The 13400-nt window shown below is 65.4% G+C and carries 10 protein-coding genes; 1 reads left to right on the top strand and 9 read right to left on the bottom strand.

The features are described 5' to 3' along the window. The coding region (locus H7U37_RS07960; protein ID WP_204874944.1) for a hypothetical protein at window positions 1–203 on the bottom strand (203 nt) is incomplete at its 3' end. Between the two features lie 107 nt (window positions 204–310). Between H7U37_RS07960 and H7U37_RS07955 the strand changes: the two genes are divergently transcribed. Beyond that, window positions 311–532, top strand: a complete 222-nt coding sequence (locus tag H7U37_RS07955; protein WP_204874943.1) for an aspartate dehydrogenase — start codon at window positions 311–313, stop codon at window positions 530–532. A gap of 7 nt (window positions 533–539) precedes the next feature. Here the strand turns inward: H7U37_RS07955 and H7U37_RS16040 are convergent, their stop codons facing one another. The 8 genes from H7U37_RS16040 to H7U37_RS07915 form a co-directional block, all read right to left on the bottom strand. Further along, window positions 540–4055, bottom strand: coding sequence for a DUF4132 domain-containing protein (locus H7U37_RS16040; RefSeq protein WP_204874942.1), 3516 nt, complete (start codon window positions 4053–4055; stop codon window positions 540–542). After that, on the bottom strand, window positions 4055–4396 hold the full coding sequence (locus tag H7U37_RS07945; RefSeq protein ID WP_204874941.1) for a hypothetical protein: 342 nt from the start codon (window positions 4394–4396) through the stop codon (window positions 4055–4057). The genes H7U37_RS16040 and H7U37_RS07945 overlap by 1 nt, the downstream gene beginning before the upstream one ends. Then, entirely contained in the window at window positions 4393–6036 is a 1644-nt protein-coding gene (locus H7U37_RS07940; RefSeq protein WP_204874940.1) for an SWIM zinc finger family protein, read from the bottom strand. The genes H7U37_RS07945 and H7U37_RS07940 overlap by 4 nt, the downstream gene beginning before the upstream one ends. Before the next feature lie 14 nt (window positions 6037–6050). Then, on the bottom strand, window positions 6051–7172 hold the full coding sequence (locus tag H7U37_RS07935) for a VWA domain-containing protein (protein WP_204874939.1): 1122 nt from the start codon (window positions 7170–7172) through the stop codon (window positions 6051–6053). Beyond that, complete coding sequence (locus tag H7U37_RS07930) at window positions 7166–9583, bottom strand: DUF5682 family protein (RefSeq protein ID WP_204874938.1); 2418 nt, start codon at window positions 9581–9583, stop codon at window positions 7166–7168. Before H7U37_RS07930 ends, H7U37_RS07935 begins: the two co-directional genes overlap by 7 nt. Further along, complete coding sequence (locus tag H7U37_RS07925) at window positions 9544–10659, bottom strand: ATP-binding protein (protein WP_204874937.1); 1116 nt, start codon at window positions 10657–10659, stop codon at window positions 9544–9546. The genes H7U37_RS07930 and H7U37_RS07925 overlap by 40 nt, the downstream gene beginning before the upstream one ends. Window positions 10660–10845: 186 nt before the next feature. After that, window positions 10846–12207: a CCA tRNA nucleotidyltransferase gene (locus tag H7U37_RS07920; RefSeq protein WP_204874936.1), complete on the bottom strand. Its 1362-nt coding sequence runs from the start codon at window positions 12205–12207 to the stop codon at window positions 10846–10848. Window positions 12208–12249: 42 nt separating this feature from the next. Beyond that, window positions 12250–13176 (bottom strand): ribonuclease Z, encoded by a 927-nt coding sequence (locus H7U37_RS07915; protein WP_204874935.1) that lies wholly within the window; start codon window positions 13174–13176, stop codon window positions 12250–12252. Window positions 13177–13400: the final 224 nt, after the last annotated feature.

Genomic DNA, 13400 nt, shown 5'->3' with positions numbered 1-13400 from the left:
CCAGCCCCTTTTCGGAACCTCCTTTCTTTCGAGAAAGAAAGGAGGCAAAGAAAGCTTTCATTTTGCGCCGCCCGCGCAGGGCCGTTCCCGTTGGGAATCGAAAAACGATCCTGCGGCAATCTGCATTCTTCCCGCAGGATACTTTCATTTTGATAGGAGTCAACAGGCTTTTTCGACAAGCCGAGCGGCATGGAATGCTCCATGCCGCTCTTTTTTCCACCGTACCGGACGATTGACAGCACCGGGACGCCGGGACTATCATAAAGGAACAAAGTCCCCTTCTCCAAACCCACCGAAAGGAGCGTCCACCATGTTTTTCAGAAAAAAACCGCCGGAGACCCGTACCTATGACAAGGAAACCCTGCGCCCGGTGATCCGCGCCAGCATCTGTACCGGCGAGCGGGCGGCCGGTTTTCAGGACATCCGTACCGGCAAAATCACCGAGGTCATGCTCCTCCGTACCCCCGCGGATCTGGAGGAATTCCAACGGCTCTATCAAATCGCCGACGGGGAAATCACCGTCCGATACTGAACGGCCCTCACCCCTTCCGGTGCTTCCAGTCCGGGTCGGTCTCGCCGCTGGAGGAAGTGGCCCGTTCCAGCTGATAGACCACCTCGCTATAATAGCGCGCCGGAATGGCGCCCAGCGGGAAAATGTCCTCCTCCTTGGGCACGTCATAGCAATAGCTCCCCCGCTTGACCGTCCCCGCCCGATAAAAGACCGCCTCATATACCGTGACCGTCTCGTTTTCGTCGCCGATGCAGCAGCCGGAAAAGTTCAGCTCCACCCCGCAGCCCAGCGCCGGGTCCTCCCGATAGAAGGTGTAATATCCGCCGCCGTCCTGGACGCTGCCCCGATACCACCCCAGACCCAGCAGCTTGCCGGAAAGGGAAAGCCCGTTGAGCATTTTTCCCCCAAACCGCTCCAGGGCGCGGCTCTGGGCCGCCTCCGGCTCCAGACGGTAGACCGGACGGTCCAGCTGGAGCAGGCTGGGGCTGATCTCATAGTCCTCCAGCTGCCGCTTCCAGGCCTCCCGCGTCTCGTCATCCAGCTCCACCGGATGGACCAGGCCGATGCTGGCCGCCTCGGGCAGGGTGTACTCCTCCTCGTCCACCGTGTTGAAGGAGCCGTCCTCCATGTAGCGGAAGGTGGTTTGCAGCGCTCCTCCCTCATAGACCCCCCAGATGAGACTGATGGCAAACTGGTGCATGATGGGATTTTGGACAAACAGCGCCTGCCAGGCCCCGCTGTCCCAGCAGCGCAGGGCGGACAGGGCCGCCTCCAGGCGGTTTTTCTGGGCGGCTACGGTGGCGCGCATCTGCTTTTTCATGGTCTTGAAGGAGGCGTATGCCTCGTCCGCCTTGCCGGCCTCGTCGCTCTTGCCGGGCGCGGGCAGGCTCTTGACCGTCTTGCCGCTGTCGTTGGTGATCTCCAGCTCCATCGTAGGGGTGAGACGCACGGTAAAGCGGCGGGGACCGTAGTCAAAGACCCGGGTCCCGCCGGCAGTAAAGCCCAGATCGGGCACGATGCGGTCGGCCAGCTCCTCCGGCGTGATTCCCAGCTCCTGGGCCGCCTGGGCCAGCGCGTCCGCCGCGGCGCGCTTCACCTGGCGGAATTTGAATTTCCGGGAAATGGCGTCCACCGTCAGCAATGCCGCTGGATCGGGACTCAGCGTCAGCGCCTTCACCGCGTCGCAGGCGATGGCCCCCCGGGCGTGCTGGGGCCATTCCTGGATGGCCCGGGTCAGCTTGGCGGTCATGGCCGGCCCTCCAAAGACCGCCGCAAAGGGCAGCACCCACTTGTTTTTGCTCTGGGCCCCGGCGGACAGCCAGCGCTCATATACCTCATGAGCCAACTGGGACAGCGTCCCCTGGTCCAGACCGGCGGCCAGTTCGTCCGCCGTGCCGCTGCGGCCGATGCGCCCCAGCTCATAGTAGGCCGCCAGCAGGGCGTCCCGCCGGTCCTCCCCCACCTGGACCCCCTCCACCGTGCAAAGCGCCGGGAGCGGCTCCTCCAAAAGCCATTGCAGCTTGCGCCGCTTTCCGCCCTTTAAGACTTGGAGGGCCAGCTCGTCCGCCGTGGCGGCGGCGCTCCCGGTCCGGTCCTCCTTCGCCCCCAGCGCCGCCCGGATGGCGTCGGCCACCTTGGCGCTCTTCTCCCCTGCCAGCGCCTCCTCCAGCGCGGGCCGGAACGTCTCCCCCAGCTTGGACGCCGCCTTCACCGCCAGCAGCCGCTGAGCGGCTTTTTTGCTTTTGAGCAGGGCGGCGCAGTCCGGCGCCCAATCGAGGTGTCCCTCCAGTATGGACAGCAGCAGGGTCTGAATCTGCTTGGAGGGATCGCCGGCGGCCTCCAGAATGGCTGCCTTGGCCCGTCCGGCACAGGCCGGCAGAGCGCACAGGCCGTCCAGCGCCATAAGGGCCACATACCGCCCAAACACCTCGCCCGTACCGGCGGCGGCGCACAATGCCTCCAGATGGTCCGGCTTTTGCACCGCTTCACAGACGGCGGCGCGGATCTCCGCCTTTTCCCGGTCGTCATAGGACCAGTCGTGGACCGTGCCCGCCACCCGGAGCAGCCCGTCAAAGGGGAAGTCCCGCTCCAGCAATGCGGCGGTGAAAGCGGCCAGCTCCTTCACCGGCTGGAAAAAGTGCCGCACCTCATAGCCGCAAAAGAGCAGCGCCAAGCTCACGCCGCACCGGCAGGAGAAATCGTCCCAGCCAAAGGTCTCCCGATAATGGGCCGCCAGCTGGGCCTCCTGATGCAGGTAGGTATAGGGAGACACCTGCACGGCGGACAGCTGCCCCCTGCAGCTTGCCATGGAGCCCGTTTCGGTGAGACAGGCCCGCAGGGCGTTCCCGCCGCTCCCCACCCGCCGTTCCAGCAGCCGGATGATCTGCTCCTGCTGCGTGCGCCGGCTCTGGGACACCGCTTTGGGCAGCAGCTGGAGCAGCTCCAGATACTGCCCGGCGTTCAGTACCTCCAGCACCTCTCCCACGGCGTGCGCGCACCGTTCGGCCACCGTCCGCCGGAGCGCCTGTTCCTCCAGGGGGCGCTCGGTCAAAAAGAGCAGCATGACGGCCCGCCCGCTGGCCCGCCTGCCGGTCAGGTCCTGGAGCAGGACGTCCAGCTGGTCCAGCAAATACGCCCGGGGCGCGGCGTTCAAAATGCCCTGGAGCGCCGCGCCGGGGTTGAGGGCCAGCCAGACCCGTACGGCACAGCGGGCCCGGGCGTCCTGCCGCTGGCCCAGGAAGGAGGCGCCGGCCAGCAGGGCCGTCCCGTCGTCCTCCGACTGCTTCACCCCCAGCACCTGGTCCGGCCGGGCGTCATAGGCGGTCTGCCCGCCCAGGGTGGGCAGCTGCAAGTCCGGCTCCCCCCGCTGGATATACGCCGCCAGCGCCTGCCGCGCCTGGGGCTGGAGGGCCGGCGCGGCTTTCTCCAACCCCTCCAGATTCCCCTGGTACAAAAGCGCCGCCTGCCGCGCCGCCATTCCGCCGCCCAGCAGCCTTTGGAGCACGCCGGGCCGGGCCAGACCGGCCAGCAGCACGCCGGCCAGCAGCACGGTCCCGCTGCTCTGCGGGCCGCCGCTCAGGCTCTGGGCCTCCTCCAGCACCTGGGGCGCCTCGGCGGCCTGCTCGTGGAGCCACGCGGGCACGCCGCAGAAGTGCCCCCGCCAAAGACAGCCCTCCGCCTCCAGCGCGGCCGCGGCGCTTTTTCCCAGCAGTTCACTCCACCGGGCCCGCTCCTCCGCCTGACGCTCCGTATGATAGGGGTGCTCCAGCAGGAAAACGGCCGTGCTCCCGCCCACGGCCCAGTAGAGCCTGATGTACCGGGCCAGACGCGCCTCCTTTCCCGCTCTGCGCAGCAGCTCCAGCCCGTCCCGCGCCGCCTCCTGCTCCGCCCAGCCCAAGGCCGCGAAATCCTGCCGCTCCGCCCCCGCCAGCAGACGGACGTCCTCCTCCGGGGCGGCCAGATAGGTCAGGGCCATAGCCTTATTTTTAGGGGAAAAATGCAGGGTATCCAGCAATGTCTGCTCCTTGGCTTGGATGGTATTCATCATGCTCCTCCTTGTTCCTGTTCTCCTGTGGGGTGGGCGGCGGACTGCCAGCCGGCCCGGATGTCCTCCTCCTCCAGCCGCTCCCGGCAGAGGGAAACATAGCGGGCCGCGCGGCAAAGAAGCGCCGCCGCCGGCAGATCGTCCTTTGTCACGGTGTGGGACCGGGCGTCCAGCGCCTCCGCCAGCCCGGTCAGCAGCGCTCCGCCGGTGTGCAGCCCCACATCCTCGCACCGGACCGCAAGACGGCGCAGCCGGGGAACGGCGGACGGTCCTCCGGTGTCCATGCCGGATTGGAGCAGATCCGTGAGCAAAAGCGCCATATCATCCAGTAATTCCCTCATAATGCCTCCTGCCAACGGGTGAAATATTCGATGGGATAGAGCTTGAGCCGGCCGGCCTCCCGGTAGAGAACGCCGAAAAACACGGGGCGGCGTACGGTCCCCTCCTCCAGCTGCCGGGCCAGTCCCTCCAGCTGCTCCACCACCCCGGCCTCCGTCTTTTTGTAGCCCACCTCCACCCAGAGGTCCCGCCCCGCGCCGTCCAGAAGGCGGAGCGAAAAGACCTGACGTACCCGGTCATACGCCTGGGGCTCACAGGCGGCCGGCCGTATTACCGCCAGCCGGTCCCGTTCCGGGCTGTGTGGGGCGCTCTTTTTCTCCAGCAGCGCGGAAAAGTCAGTATCTATCTCCTCCGGCGGAAAGACCTTGCCCGGCGGCAGCCGTCCGGACAACACCGCGGCGCACGTCCCGGTGGAGGAGAGATTGCCCCCGCGGGTGGCCTTCGCGCCGGTCAGGTCCAGAGCGCAGTTCCACGCCTGCCGCAGGGTGCAGGGCAGCCCCCAGGGCGCGGCGGCCTCCGGCCGACGGGCGGACCCTTCCCCGTTTTGATAAAAGGTGGGACGCAGATCGGAAAAGGTATAAAACGTCCGCTCCTCCCGTTCCCAGAAGTAGTAGACCGTCCCCCGATAACCCCCCCGGACCGACAGCTCCCGCAGGCCCAGCAGATAGAGCCGGAGATGCCCTACCGGCTCATATTCCTCCCGGAATACGCCGGCCAGCTTCCGAATCTCCTCCTCTCCGGCCCCCTCCAGGCCCCGGGCCAGCCGAAAAGCCCGGGCAAGGCGGGCCAGCAGGGCGGTATCCCGGTAGGTGGCCGAACGGGCAAAATAGGCGGCGTACTCCCCGTGGAGACTCCGCAGGGCCCGTTCCAGATTGGGCAGCCGGGCCGTATGGCAGAGAGACGCCATCCGCTCCACCGTCTCGCACACCCCCGGCGAAAGACGGCTCAGACCGGTGGCCAGCTGCGCGGCCAGGGTCTGCTCCACGCTCTGGGCGATGCCGCGGACCTGCGCCGCGTCCCACCCCTCCCCGAAGGTCTCCTCCTCCTCCAGCGCCTCCGGCCGGGCGACGCCCTCCTTCAGCTGCCAGAAAAGGAGCGCCTCCGCTTTATGGACGCAGAATTGCCTGCTGTGGCAGGTACAGGTGCTGTGGGCCAACGGCTCCAGCAGGCGCACCGTGGCCGGCAGCCAGGGCAGCTCCACCGTCACCACCGAGCGCTCCGTCATTTTGGGCCCGGTCCCGCTCCGGTGGCGGAAGAGCACGGCGGAAAGCCGCTTTGCCCCCAGCTGCTTGACCAGCTTTTCGGTAGGATAGGCCCGCAGCGCCCCAAAGTCCGGCCCTTTCTCCTCCGGCTCCGGCGGCCCGCCGGCCTGCTCTTTGAGCCACAAAATGGCCGTGATCCGGTGGCGGCAGATTCCGCTGCTGGGACAGGAGCAGCGGCTCTCCCCCAGCGGCGCCCGGATGAGACAGACCGTGTCCCCCATCCGCACCTCTACCCCGTCTCCCTCTGGCCGGACCTCCGGCGGGGGCAGGGCCGCCAGGTCCTTCTTGGCCCGGTTCACGGTGCCCTTGTTGCAAAGGCCGGTCAAATACCCCTCGTCCGCGGCGGCCAGCGCGGCGGCCAGATTTTTGGGCAGATCCATGGCCCTCCCTCCTTCTATTCCCGCATCACACCGGCCATAAAATCCGCCAGACGGGACGGCGTCATGGCCCCCACATACGCTCCCATCCCGGCCAGACGCTCCGCGGTGGTCCGGTCATAGGCGGGGGCGGCGGTCTCGTCCAGAGCGGTCAGCGCGATGAGCTTGGCCCCGCTCTCCAAAATATCATGGCAGACCCCGTAGAGATTTTCTCTGGTGTTCCCCTCGCACAGGTCGCTGACCAGCACCACCATGGTGCGGTGGGGAAAGGCGATGAGCGATTCACAGTAGCGCAGAGCTCCGGCAATGTCGGTCCCGCCCCCCAGCTGAACGCTCATCAGGGTCTCCACCGGGTCCTCCACCCGGCCGCTCAGGTCCACCACGGCGGTGTCAAAAATCACCAGGCGGGTATCCAGCATGGGCAGCCTGGCAAAGATCCCCGCCATCACCGCGCTGTGGATGATGCTGTGCAGCATGGAGCCGCTCTCATCCACCGCCAGGATCACCCGCCAGGGATTGTACCGCTTGACCCGGCCGTTGAAGTAAACCCGCTCTACCATCAGACGGCGCTTTTCCAGATCATAATGGGACAGATTTTTCCAGATGGTCCGCCGGACGTCCAGATTGCGGAGAGAGGGGGTCCGGCTCCGGCTGCCCCGGTCCAGCTTGCCCAGCGCCGAACGCCGCACCTCGCTTTGCATCCGCCGGGTCAGCTCCTCCGCCACCCGCCTGACGATTCCCCGGGCGGCCTCCAGCACCGGCCCCTTCATCAGATGCTTGAGGCTTAATATCGTCTCCAAAAGGGCCTCGTTGGGCTCCATCCGCTCCAAAATCTCCCGGTCCGTGAGCAGCTCGGTCAGCTGGTAGCGGTCCAGGGCGTGGCGCTGCAAAATCTCCGCCGTCTCCCGGGGAAAGAGACAGCGTATCTCGCTGAGCCACCGGGATACCGTGAGCTGGCTCTCCCCATGTCCCCCCTGGGGCTCCCGCTCCTTCACGTCCTCCCCGCCCTCCCGGCCGTAGAGAAAATCCAGCGCCTCGTCCATCCGCACCAGGCGCGCCTGGTCCAGCGCCAGCTGCTGCCGGGCGTTTTTGCCCAGCACCAGCCGCCAGCGGTTCAGCACCGCGCCGTCGCTCACCATGTCCCATCCGCTCCTTTCTGTTCCCACAGCTCCAGCCGGGCCGCGGCCCAGGCGTCCACCCCCTCGGCCCTGGCGTAGGCGTCGGCGTCCACCGCGGCGCGGTCCAGATCCCGCCCCCGCGCCCCGTGCAGCGCCGCCGCCTGACGGGCGATGCGGTCGGTCTCCATAGGCACAAAATAGCTGAAGGCCAGACGCAGCTCGGGGAGCAGGTCCATAAAATCCGCCTCGCTCAGCTCGGACAGCAGAGCGTCAATCTGGCCCAAAAAGTCCCGGTCCACCAGCAGCAGGTCCCGGGCGGTATAGAAAAGCCCCTGCAAAAACGCCGCCGAGCGCAGCATCATGCCTCGGGTCCCCCGCAGATAACCCCGGATGGTCCCGTCAATCTCCCCCTTCCAGGCCGGGTCACAGCCGTAGAGCAGCCCCAGCGCCGCCCCGTGGAGGGCGGGATGGATGGGGTCCCAACCTACCAAGCGCGCAAAGGCGTCCACCAGCGCGGACCGCCGGTGGGCGAAGGCCTCCCGTCCGGTGACCTGGTAGAGCAGCATACAGGCCTGCTGCACCGCCGACACCCCACGGTCGTCCACGGCGTGCATGGCGGGCAGCAGCTGCACGACCCGGCCAAAGCAGCGGTCCAGCAGGGCCGGATAGTCGTACGTCCCCTCCTCGCCGTACTGCCCCTGCCACTCCTCCAGGGTGCTGAGGGCGGCGAACGCCTCGCACAGGGAGGCAAAGTCGCCGTCCGTGATGAGCAGATCCTCCAGCTGTCCGGCCATCTCGTCCGCCACATCCCCAATGCCCATCAGAAATCCCTGGACCAGCAGTCCGGCCCCTACCCCCGCCCGCTCCGCTCTGGACATCCGCGCCCGCAGCTCCGTTCCGCAGGCCTCGGCCATGGTGGCGCCCCACACCGCGTGCTCCACGAGGGCCGCCTCCACGCCGATGGTCCAGCGGTAGGACCAGAGCTCCCGAATCAGATTCCGGTCCCGGCGGCGCTGTAAGTCGGGGCCCTTTTGCCGCTGGGCAAAGCCGCAGTCCAAAAACACCGTCTGGTGCAGAAAACGGCTGAGGGCCCGGTGCCGGGGCAAGGAAAAAATGGAGAGGGTCAGCTTTTCCCGGGACGCCGTCTCCCGTTTGAGCCGGAAGGCGCGGCATTGATCGTCAAAATCCCGCACCAGCGGAGGACGCAGCGCCCCGTCGCACAGCTGCCCCACCGCCTTGCCGGTGGTCAGCGCCTTCAGCACCCGCAGAGGCGCCGCCCCGGAAACGGTGACCTCTCCCTTGACAAAGCTGCTCAGCACCGCGTCCTGCAACTCATAGAGGCCGGGCGACGGCTTTTCCCGCAGCTCCGCCAGACCCCTGGCCTGCTGAAACGCACAGCGTTCGTCAACGGCGGAGATGGTCTCCCCCTCCCGCCGCAGCTGACGCCCCGTTTTGACCAGATAGTCCAGGGTCACCGCCGTCCAGGCCTCCGCCGGGTCCATGCTGTGGAGGGCGGTCCACAAATCGGCATAGTAGCCCGGCGACGGCATCCCGCTGGCATAGCCCGAAAGGGCGTCGGCGGCCGGCAGGGTGTAGCGCATGGGGTAGACCGACTGGACGCCCTCCGGCAGGGCCTCATCCCACGCCGGGACCGGAAGGGGATGCAGCAGCCCCCAGAGATGAAAGCCCCCCGCCACCACCAGCACCCGGCGGTATTGCCCGGCGGCCGCCCGGATGCGCATGGCCATGTGGGCCTCCCGGGCCAGGCAGCCGTCCTCCTCCAGCGCCCGCTCCGGCGTATGCCGCCGGACAAGCAGGCAATAGGCGTTCATTTGTCTCACAAAAGCCTCGTCGCTCAAAAAAAGCCCCGCCGACTCAAAATACTTTTCCCAAAATTCCTCAAAGCTCCGCAGCCCGGCCTTCTCACAAAGACGCCTTTGGACCTGGTTGTCCGATAAATACCGGTCGCTGGCGTAGCTCTGCTTTTCTCCCACAGCCCGCAGACCCCGGGCCGCCTGGGTGGCCAGCAGAATCTCCCCGTAGCTCAAGTCTATAAACGCGGCGTAACTCCCCCGCGCCGCCGCCGCCCGCAGGGCCACCAGCTCGGGCGAGTGGTCCAAAAAGGGATAGTAGCACCGGAACCGCCCTTGTTCGCCCTTTCCTTCCTCCGACAACAGCCCCTTTTCGTCCCGAAAGGCGTAGTACAGGGCCACCGGCGCTTTGGTATCGGGATCGGTCAGCACCGGGATGAGTGGATTGGCGTTCTCCGGTCCCTCCACCAGAATACAGTCGGGCGCATACCGCGCGATGACCCGTTCCAGATGCCAGGCGCAGGCCGGGCTGTGGTGGCGCACCGGATAGTAGAGCACCGGCGCGTCCAGCGAAAAGGGGATCACTTCAGACGGCTTCTGGCCTCGTAATAGCGCGTCCATGCTCCGCCCTCCCGTCGTGCTTTGTCCCGTACCGCCGTAGAAAAGTAGCCCTCGATCTTGCCCATGTCCTCGTCGGACTCCTTGGCCACCGCCCCCACCAGATGTTCCACCAGACAGCCCGCGTCCATCCGGCCGTCGCCGTAATACCAGGCCGTCATCATGGTCTGATAGTAAACCGACACCGCTTCGGCGGTGCTCATGACCGCGGCGGGCCGTTCCAGCCGGTGCCCCTCGGCGGAGACCCCCTCCCGCAGTTCATGGTAGGTGGTGGCCAGCAGCTCCGCCGCCTCTTCGTCCAGCGGCTGGGTGATGCCCGCCGCCGCGGCCAGCGCCCCCACCTCGTTGAGAATGATCTGTTTTTCCAGCGCCACGTCTCCCACCGGCTGGACCGTCTCAAAGTTGAAGCGGCGCTTTAAGGCGCTGGACATCTCGTTGACCCCCTTGTCCCGGGTGTTGGCCGTGCCGATCACGTTGAACCCCGGCCGGGCAAAGAGCAGCCCGTCGTCCCCCAGCTCCGGGCTGTTGAGCACCTTGTCGCTCAGCACGCTGATGAGGCTGTCCTGTACCTCCGCCGGCGTGCGGGTGATCTCCTCAAAGCGGGTGAGAATGCCCTTTTCCATCCCCACATAGAGGGGCGCCGGCACCAGCGCCTGACGGCTGGGACCGTTGGCCAGCAAAAGGGCGTAGTTCCAGCTGTATTTGATCATGTCCTCGGTGGTGCCGGCGGTACCCTGCACCGTGTTGGTGCTGCACCCGCTGATGGCGGCGGACAGCAGCTCGGAGAGCATGGTCTTTGCCGTGCCCGGCTCCCCCACCAGCATCAGACCCCGGTTGCCCGCCAGCGTGATGATGCACCGCTCCACCAGAGCGTCGTTGCCCAGATATTTTTTCCGGATGGTCACCGCCTGACCCCCGCAGTCCACCGGCTGGCTGGACCCTAAAATAAAAAGCCGCACCGCCTTGGGGGACAGCAGCCAGTTTTCCGGCTTTCGGTTCCCCTGATCCCAGACGCGCAGCGCCGCCAGCTCCTCCTGATACCGCCGCTCGGCCTGGGGACGCAGAATCGCATGCTCCATATTCATCACCTCATTGAAATGCTGCGCTTCCTTGCCTGTATTGTAGGGCAAATCCGTAAAAACCGCAACCGCCCGCCATAGAGTCAGTCCGATAAACCGGTCTTATAAAGACGTCAAAAAAGATATGACCCCGGTCTGCCGCAGGGCGGACCGATGGGCCATATCCTTGTTCGTTATTTTCTGATTTTATACGGATGCACCGCGCAGCTTTCTGGCATAAGCCAGAGTCTCCGCCAGCGCTTTTGGCTTCTCCACTCCCGCAAGCCGCAGCTTATGGGCAAAGGCCAGCAGCTCCGAAAAGTCCGGGCCGGGACGCAGGCCGGCTTCCACCAAGTCCTTGCCCATGACGTGGGGCCGCGCCATATACGCCCGGTAGAGCGCCAGGCGCTCCCGCAAAAAGTCCTGATTCTCCACCGGTTTCATCTGGCTGATCCGGCCCGCGTCATCTGCGGCGGCAATGCAGAGCAGCGCCTCCGGGTCTATGGCCTGGTCAAACATCCGGTTGGTGGCCTTGACCGAGGACCTGGCCTCGGCCACCATGTTGGGCTTCATGTGCAGCCGGGTCAGATTCAGCACATATTGCATCAGCTTCGTTTCACCGGTGAGCCGGCTGAGAAATGCCTCCACAATGGGAAGGCCCTTCACCTCGTGCCGGTAGGCGTGGATCTTTCCGTCTATCGTTTCGGTACACACCGCCTTGCCAAAATCATGGGTCAGCGCCGCCAGCATAAAGCCGAAGGGATTGGACACCCGGTCCCGGTATTGGGCGGCTTCATCCAGCACCATCATGGTATGGGTCCAGACATCCCCTTCTCCGTGATAGACGGGGTTTTGCGGAACGCCGATGAGGGCCTCCGCCTCGGGGAACCAAAGGCTCAGCTGCCCCATCTCCCGCAGCGACGCAAAAAATACAGAGGGACGGACCGATTTGAGCAGTCCCTTTTTTACCTCGCCCTCAATCCGCTCCTTGGGCAGGGCCGACAGATCCATGGTCCCGCACAGCGCCACCGTCTCCGGCGCCACGGTAAAGCCGAATCGAGCCGCAAACTGGGCGGCACGCAGCACCCGCAGCGGGTCCTCCACAAAGGTGTCCCGGTTCACGTGGCGGATGACCCCTTTTTTCAGATCGTCAACTCCGCCGTAGTGGTCCACCAGCGCGCCGCTGAGCACGTCCTCCATCAGGGCGTTGATGGTGAAATCCCGCCGCTGGGCCGCCTTTTCCGTCCCCAAAAACGGATCGGTCATGACGGCAAAGTCCCGGTGGCCCCGGCCGGTGGCCCGCTCCCTGCGTGGCATGGCAATGTCTACGTCATAGTGCTTGAGCCCGTAGATGCCAAAGCTGACCCCCATTTCCGTCCGCTCGCCCAAACCATCCAGAATCTCTTCCAACGTCTCGGGCGTGACGCCGTGGATCTCGATGTCCACATCCTTGTTCTCAATCCCCAGCAGCTTGTCCCGCACCAGGCCGCCTACATAGTAAACCCTTCCACCCTGTTCGGCTACCTTTGCGGCAATCTGCTCTGCCATCCGCCGGTTCCGGTCCTCCATGGTCCTTCCTCCTTTCCAGCTCATTTCCGCCCCTGCCGCCGCTCATGCTTCAAACCGGAGGGTGATCGTCTTGCCGTCCACGCCGCATTCGGCCCCGGGGAAAAACGCCTGGGCATTGGGCAGGTAGTCCAGCGGCTCCTCCACCATCTGGGAGTAGTGCATCAGCCACAGCCGCTTGACGCCGGCCTGGGCCGCCAGCTGGCCGGCCTGGGCGAAGTTCATGTGGCCGTGCTCTGCCGCCAGCTGACCCTGGTCGTTTTCACCGTACGTGGCCTCGCACAGCAGCAGATCGGCCTCCTCACTCGCCTTTTGCAGGCGCTCACAGGCGGCCGTGTCACCGGAAAAGACCACCTTCAAGCCCTTTCTGGGCGCGCCCATGACCATTTCGGGCAGGATCGTCTCCTCCCCCACCTGTACGCACTCTCCCTTTTGCAGGAAGCGCCACTGGTTGGTGGGTACGCCCAGGGCCTTGGCCTTTTCCGGCTGGAACTTGCCCGCCCGGGGCAGCACAAAGGCATAGCCCTGACTGACCACCCGATGGACCGTGGGAACGGGGATCAGCCTTGCCCCGTCCGGCCAGCCCTCGGAAAGGCGGTTCAGCACCACTCCTTCCTCCGGAATGGTCACAAGCCGGAGGGCATAGGGCAGCCAACCCGTCAGCGCCAGGATAGGCTCCAGCTCCTGTTCCACCGCGCCCGGTCCCACAATGGTCAGCGGCTGGGTCCGCCCCATCACCCCCATGGTCTGGAGCAGGCCGGGCAGGCCGAAAATATGGTCCCCGTGGTAGTGGGTCAGGGCGATGACGTCGGTTTTCATCAGACTGACCCCCGCCTTTCTGGCGGCGGTCTGGGTGCCCTCCCCGCAGTCAAACAAAATGGAATGGCCCCCGCAGACCAGCTGAGCAGCGGTCTCCGCCCGGTCCGGCAGGGGAATGAGCGCCGATGTGCCGAGCAAGGTTACCGTAATCAAGCCGATCCCCCCTTTCTTTTTCGCCGCGGCAAAATCGGATCAATTTTTTATATAGTGGTACTATACGATACTTTCCGCTTTTTCACAAGGGGAGAAGCCGATCTTTTGGCGCCAAACCCTTAAATTCTTCCTTCAGAAAGCGATTCTCCCCCTCACAATTGTTTTTATCCTCTTTCTGTGCTAATATGTTATCATATCATACCATCATAGGAGGTGGGATACAC

It is taken from the genome of Pseudoflavonifractor phocaeensis (genome assembly GCF_016901735.1).
Classification (GTDB): domain Bacteria; phylum Bacillota; class Clostridia; order Oscillospirales; family Oscillospiraceae; genus Pseudoflavonifractor_A.
This window is presented reverse-complemented; position numbering and strand designations above follow the sequence as displayed.

Bases quoted from the DNA above. Each gene is read 5' to 3' on its own strand.
- H7U37_RS07955 (WP_204874943.1), top strand. From the start codon at position 311: ATGTTTTTCAGAAAAAAACCGCCGGAGACCCGTACCTATGACAAGGAA.
- H7U37_RS16040 (WP_204874942.1), bottom strand. From the start codon at position 4,055: ATGAATACCATCCAAGCCAAGGAGCAGACATTGCTGGATACCCTGCAT.
- H7U37_RS07945 (WP_204874941.1), bottom strand. From the start codon at position 4,396: ATGAGGGAATTACTGGATGATATGGCGCTTTTGCTCACGGATCTGCTC.
- H7U37_RS07940 (WP_204874940.1), bottom strand. From the start codon at position 6,036: ATGGATCTGCCCAAAAATCTGGCCGCCGCGCTGGCCGCCGCGGACGAG.
- H7U37_RS07935 (WP_204874939.1), bottom strand. From the start codon at position 7,172: ATGGTGAGCGACGGCGCGGTGCTGAACCGCTGGCGGCTGGTGCTGGGC.
- H7U37_RS07930 (WP_204874938.1), bottom strand. From the start codon at position 9,583: ATGGACGCGCTATTACGAGGCCAGAAGCCGTCTGAAGTGATCCCCTTT.
- H7U37_RS07925 (WP_204874937.1), bottom strand. From the start codon at position 10,659: ATGGAGCATGCGATTCTGCGTCCCCAGGCCGAGCGGCGGTATCAGGAG.
- H7U37_RS07920 (WP_204874936.1), bottom strand. From the start codon at position 12,207: ATGGAGGACCGGAACCGGCGGATGGCAGAGCAGATTGCCGCAAAGGTA.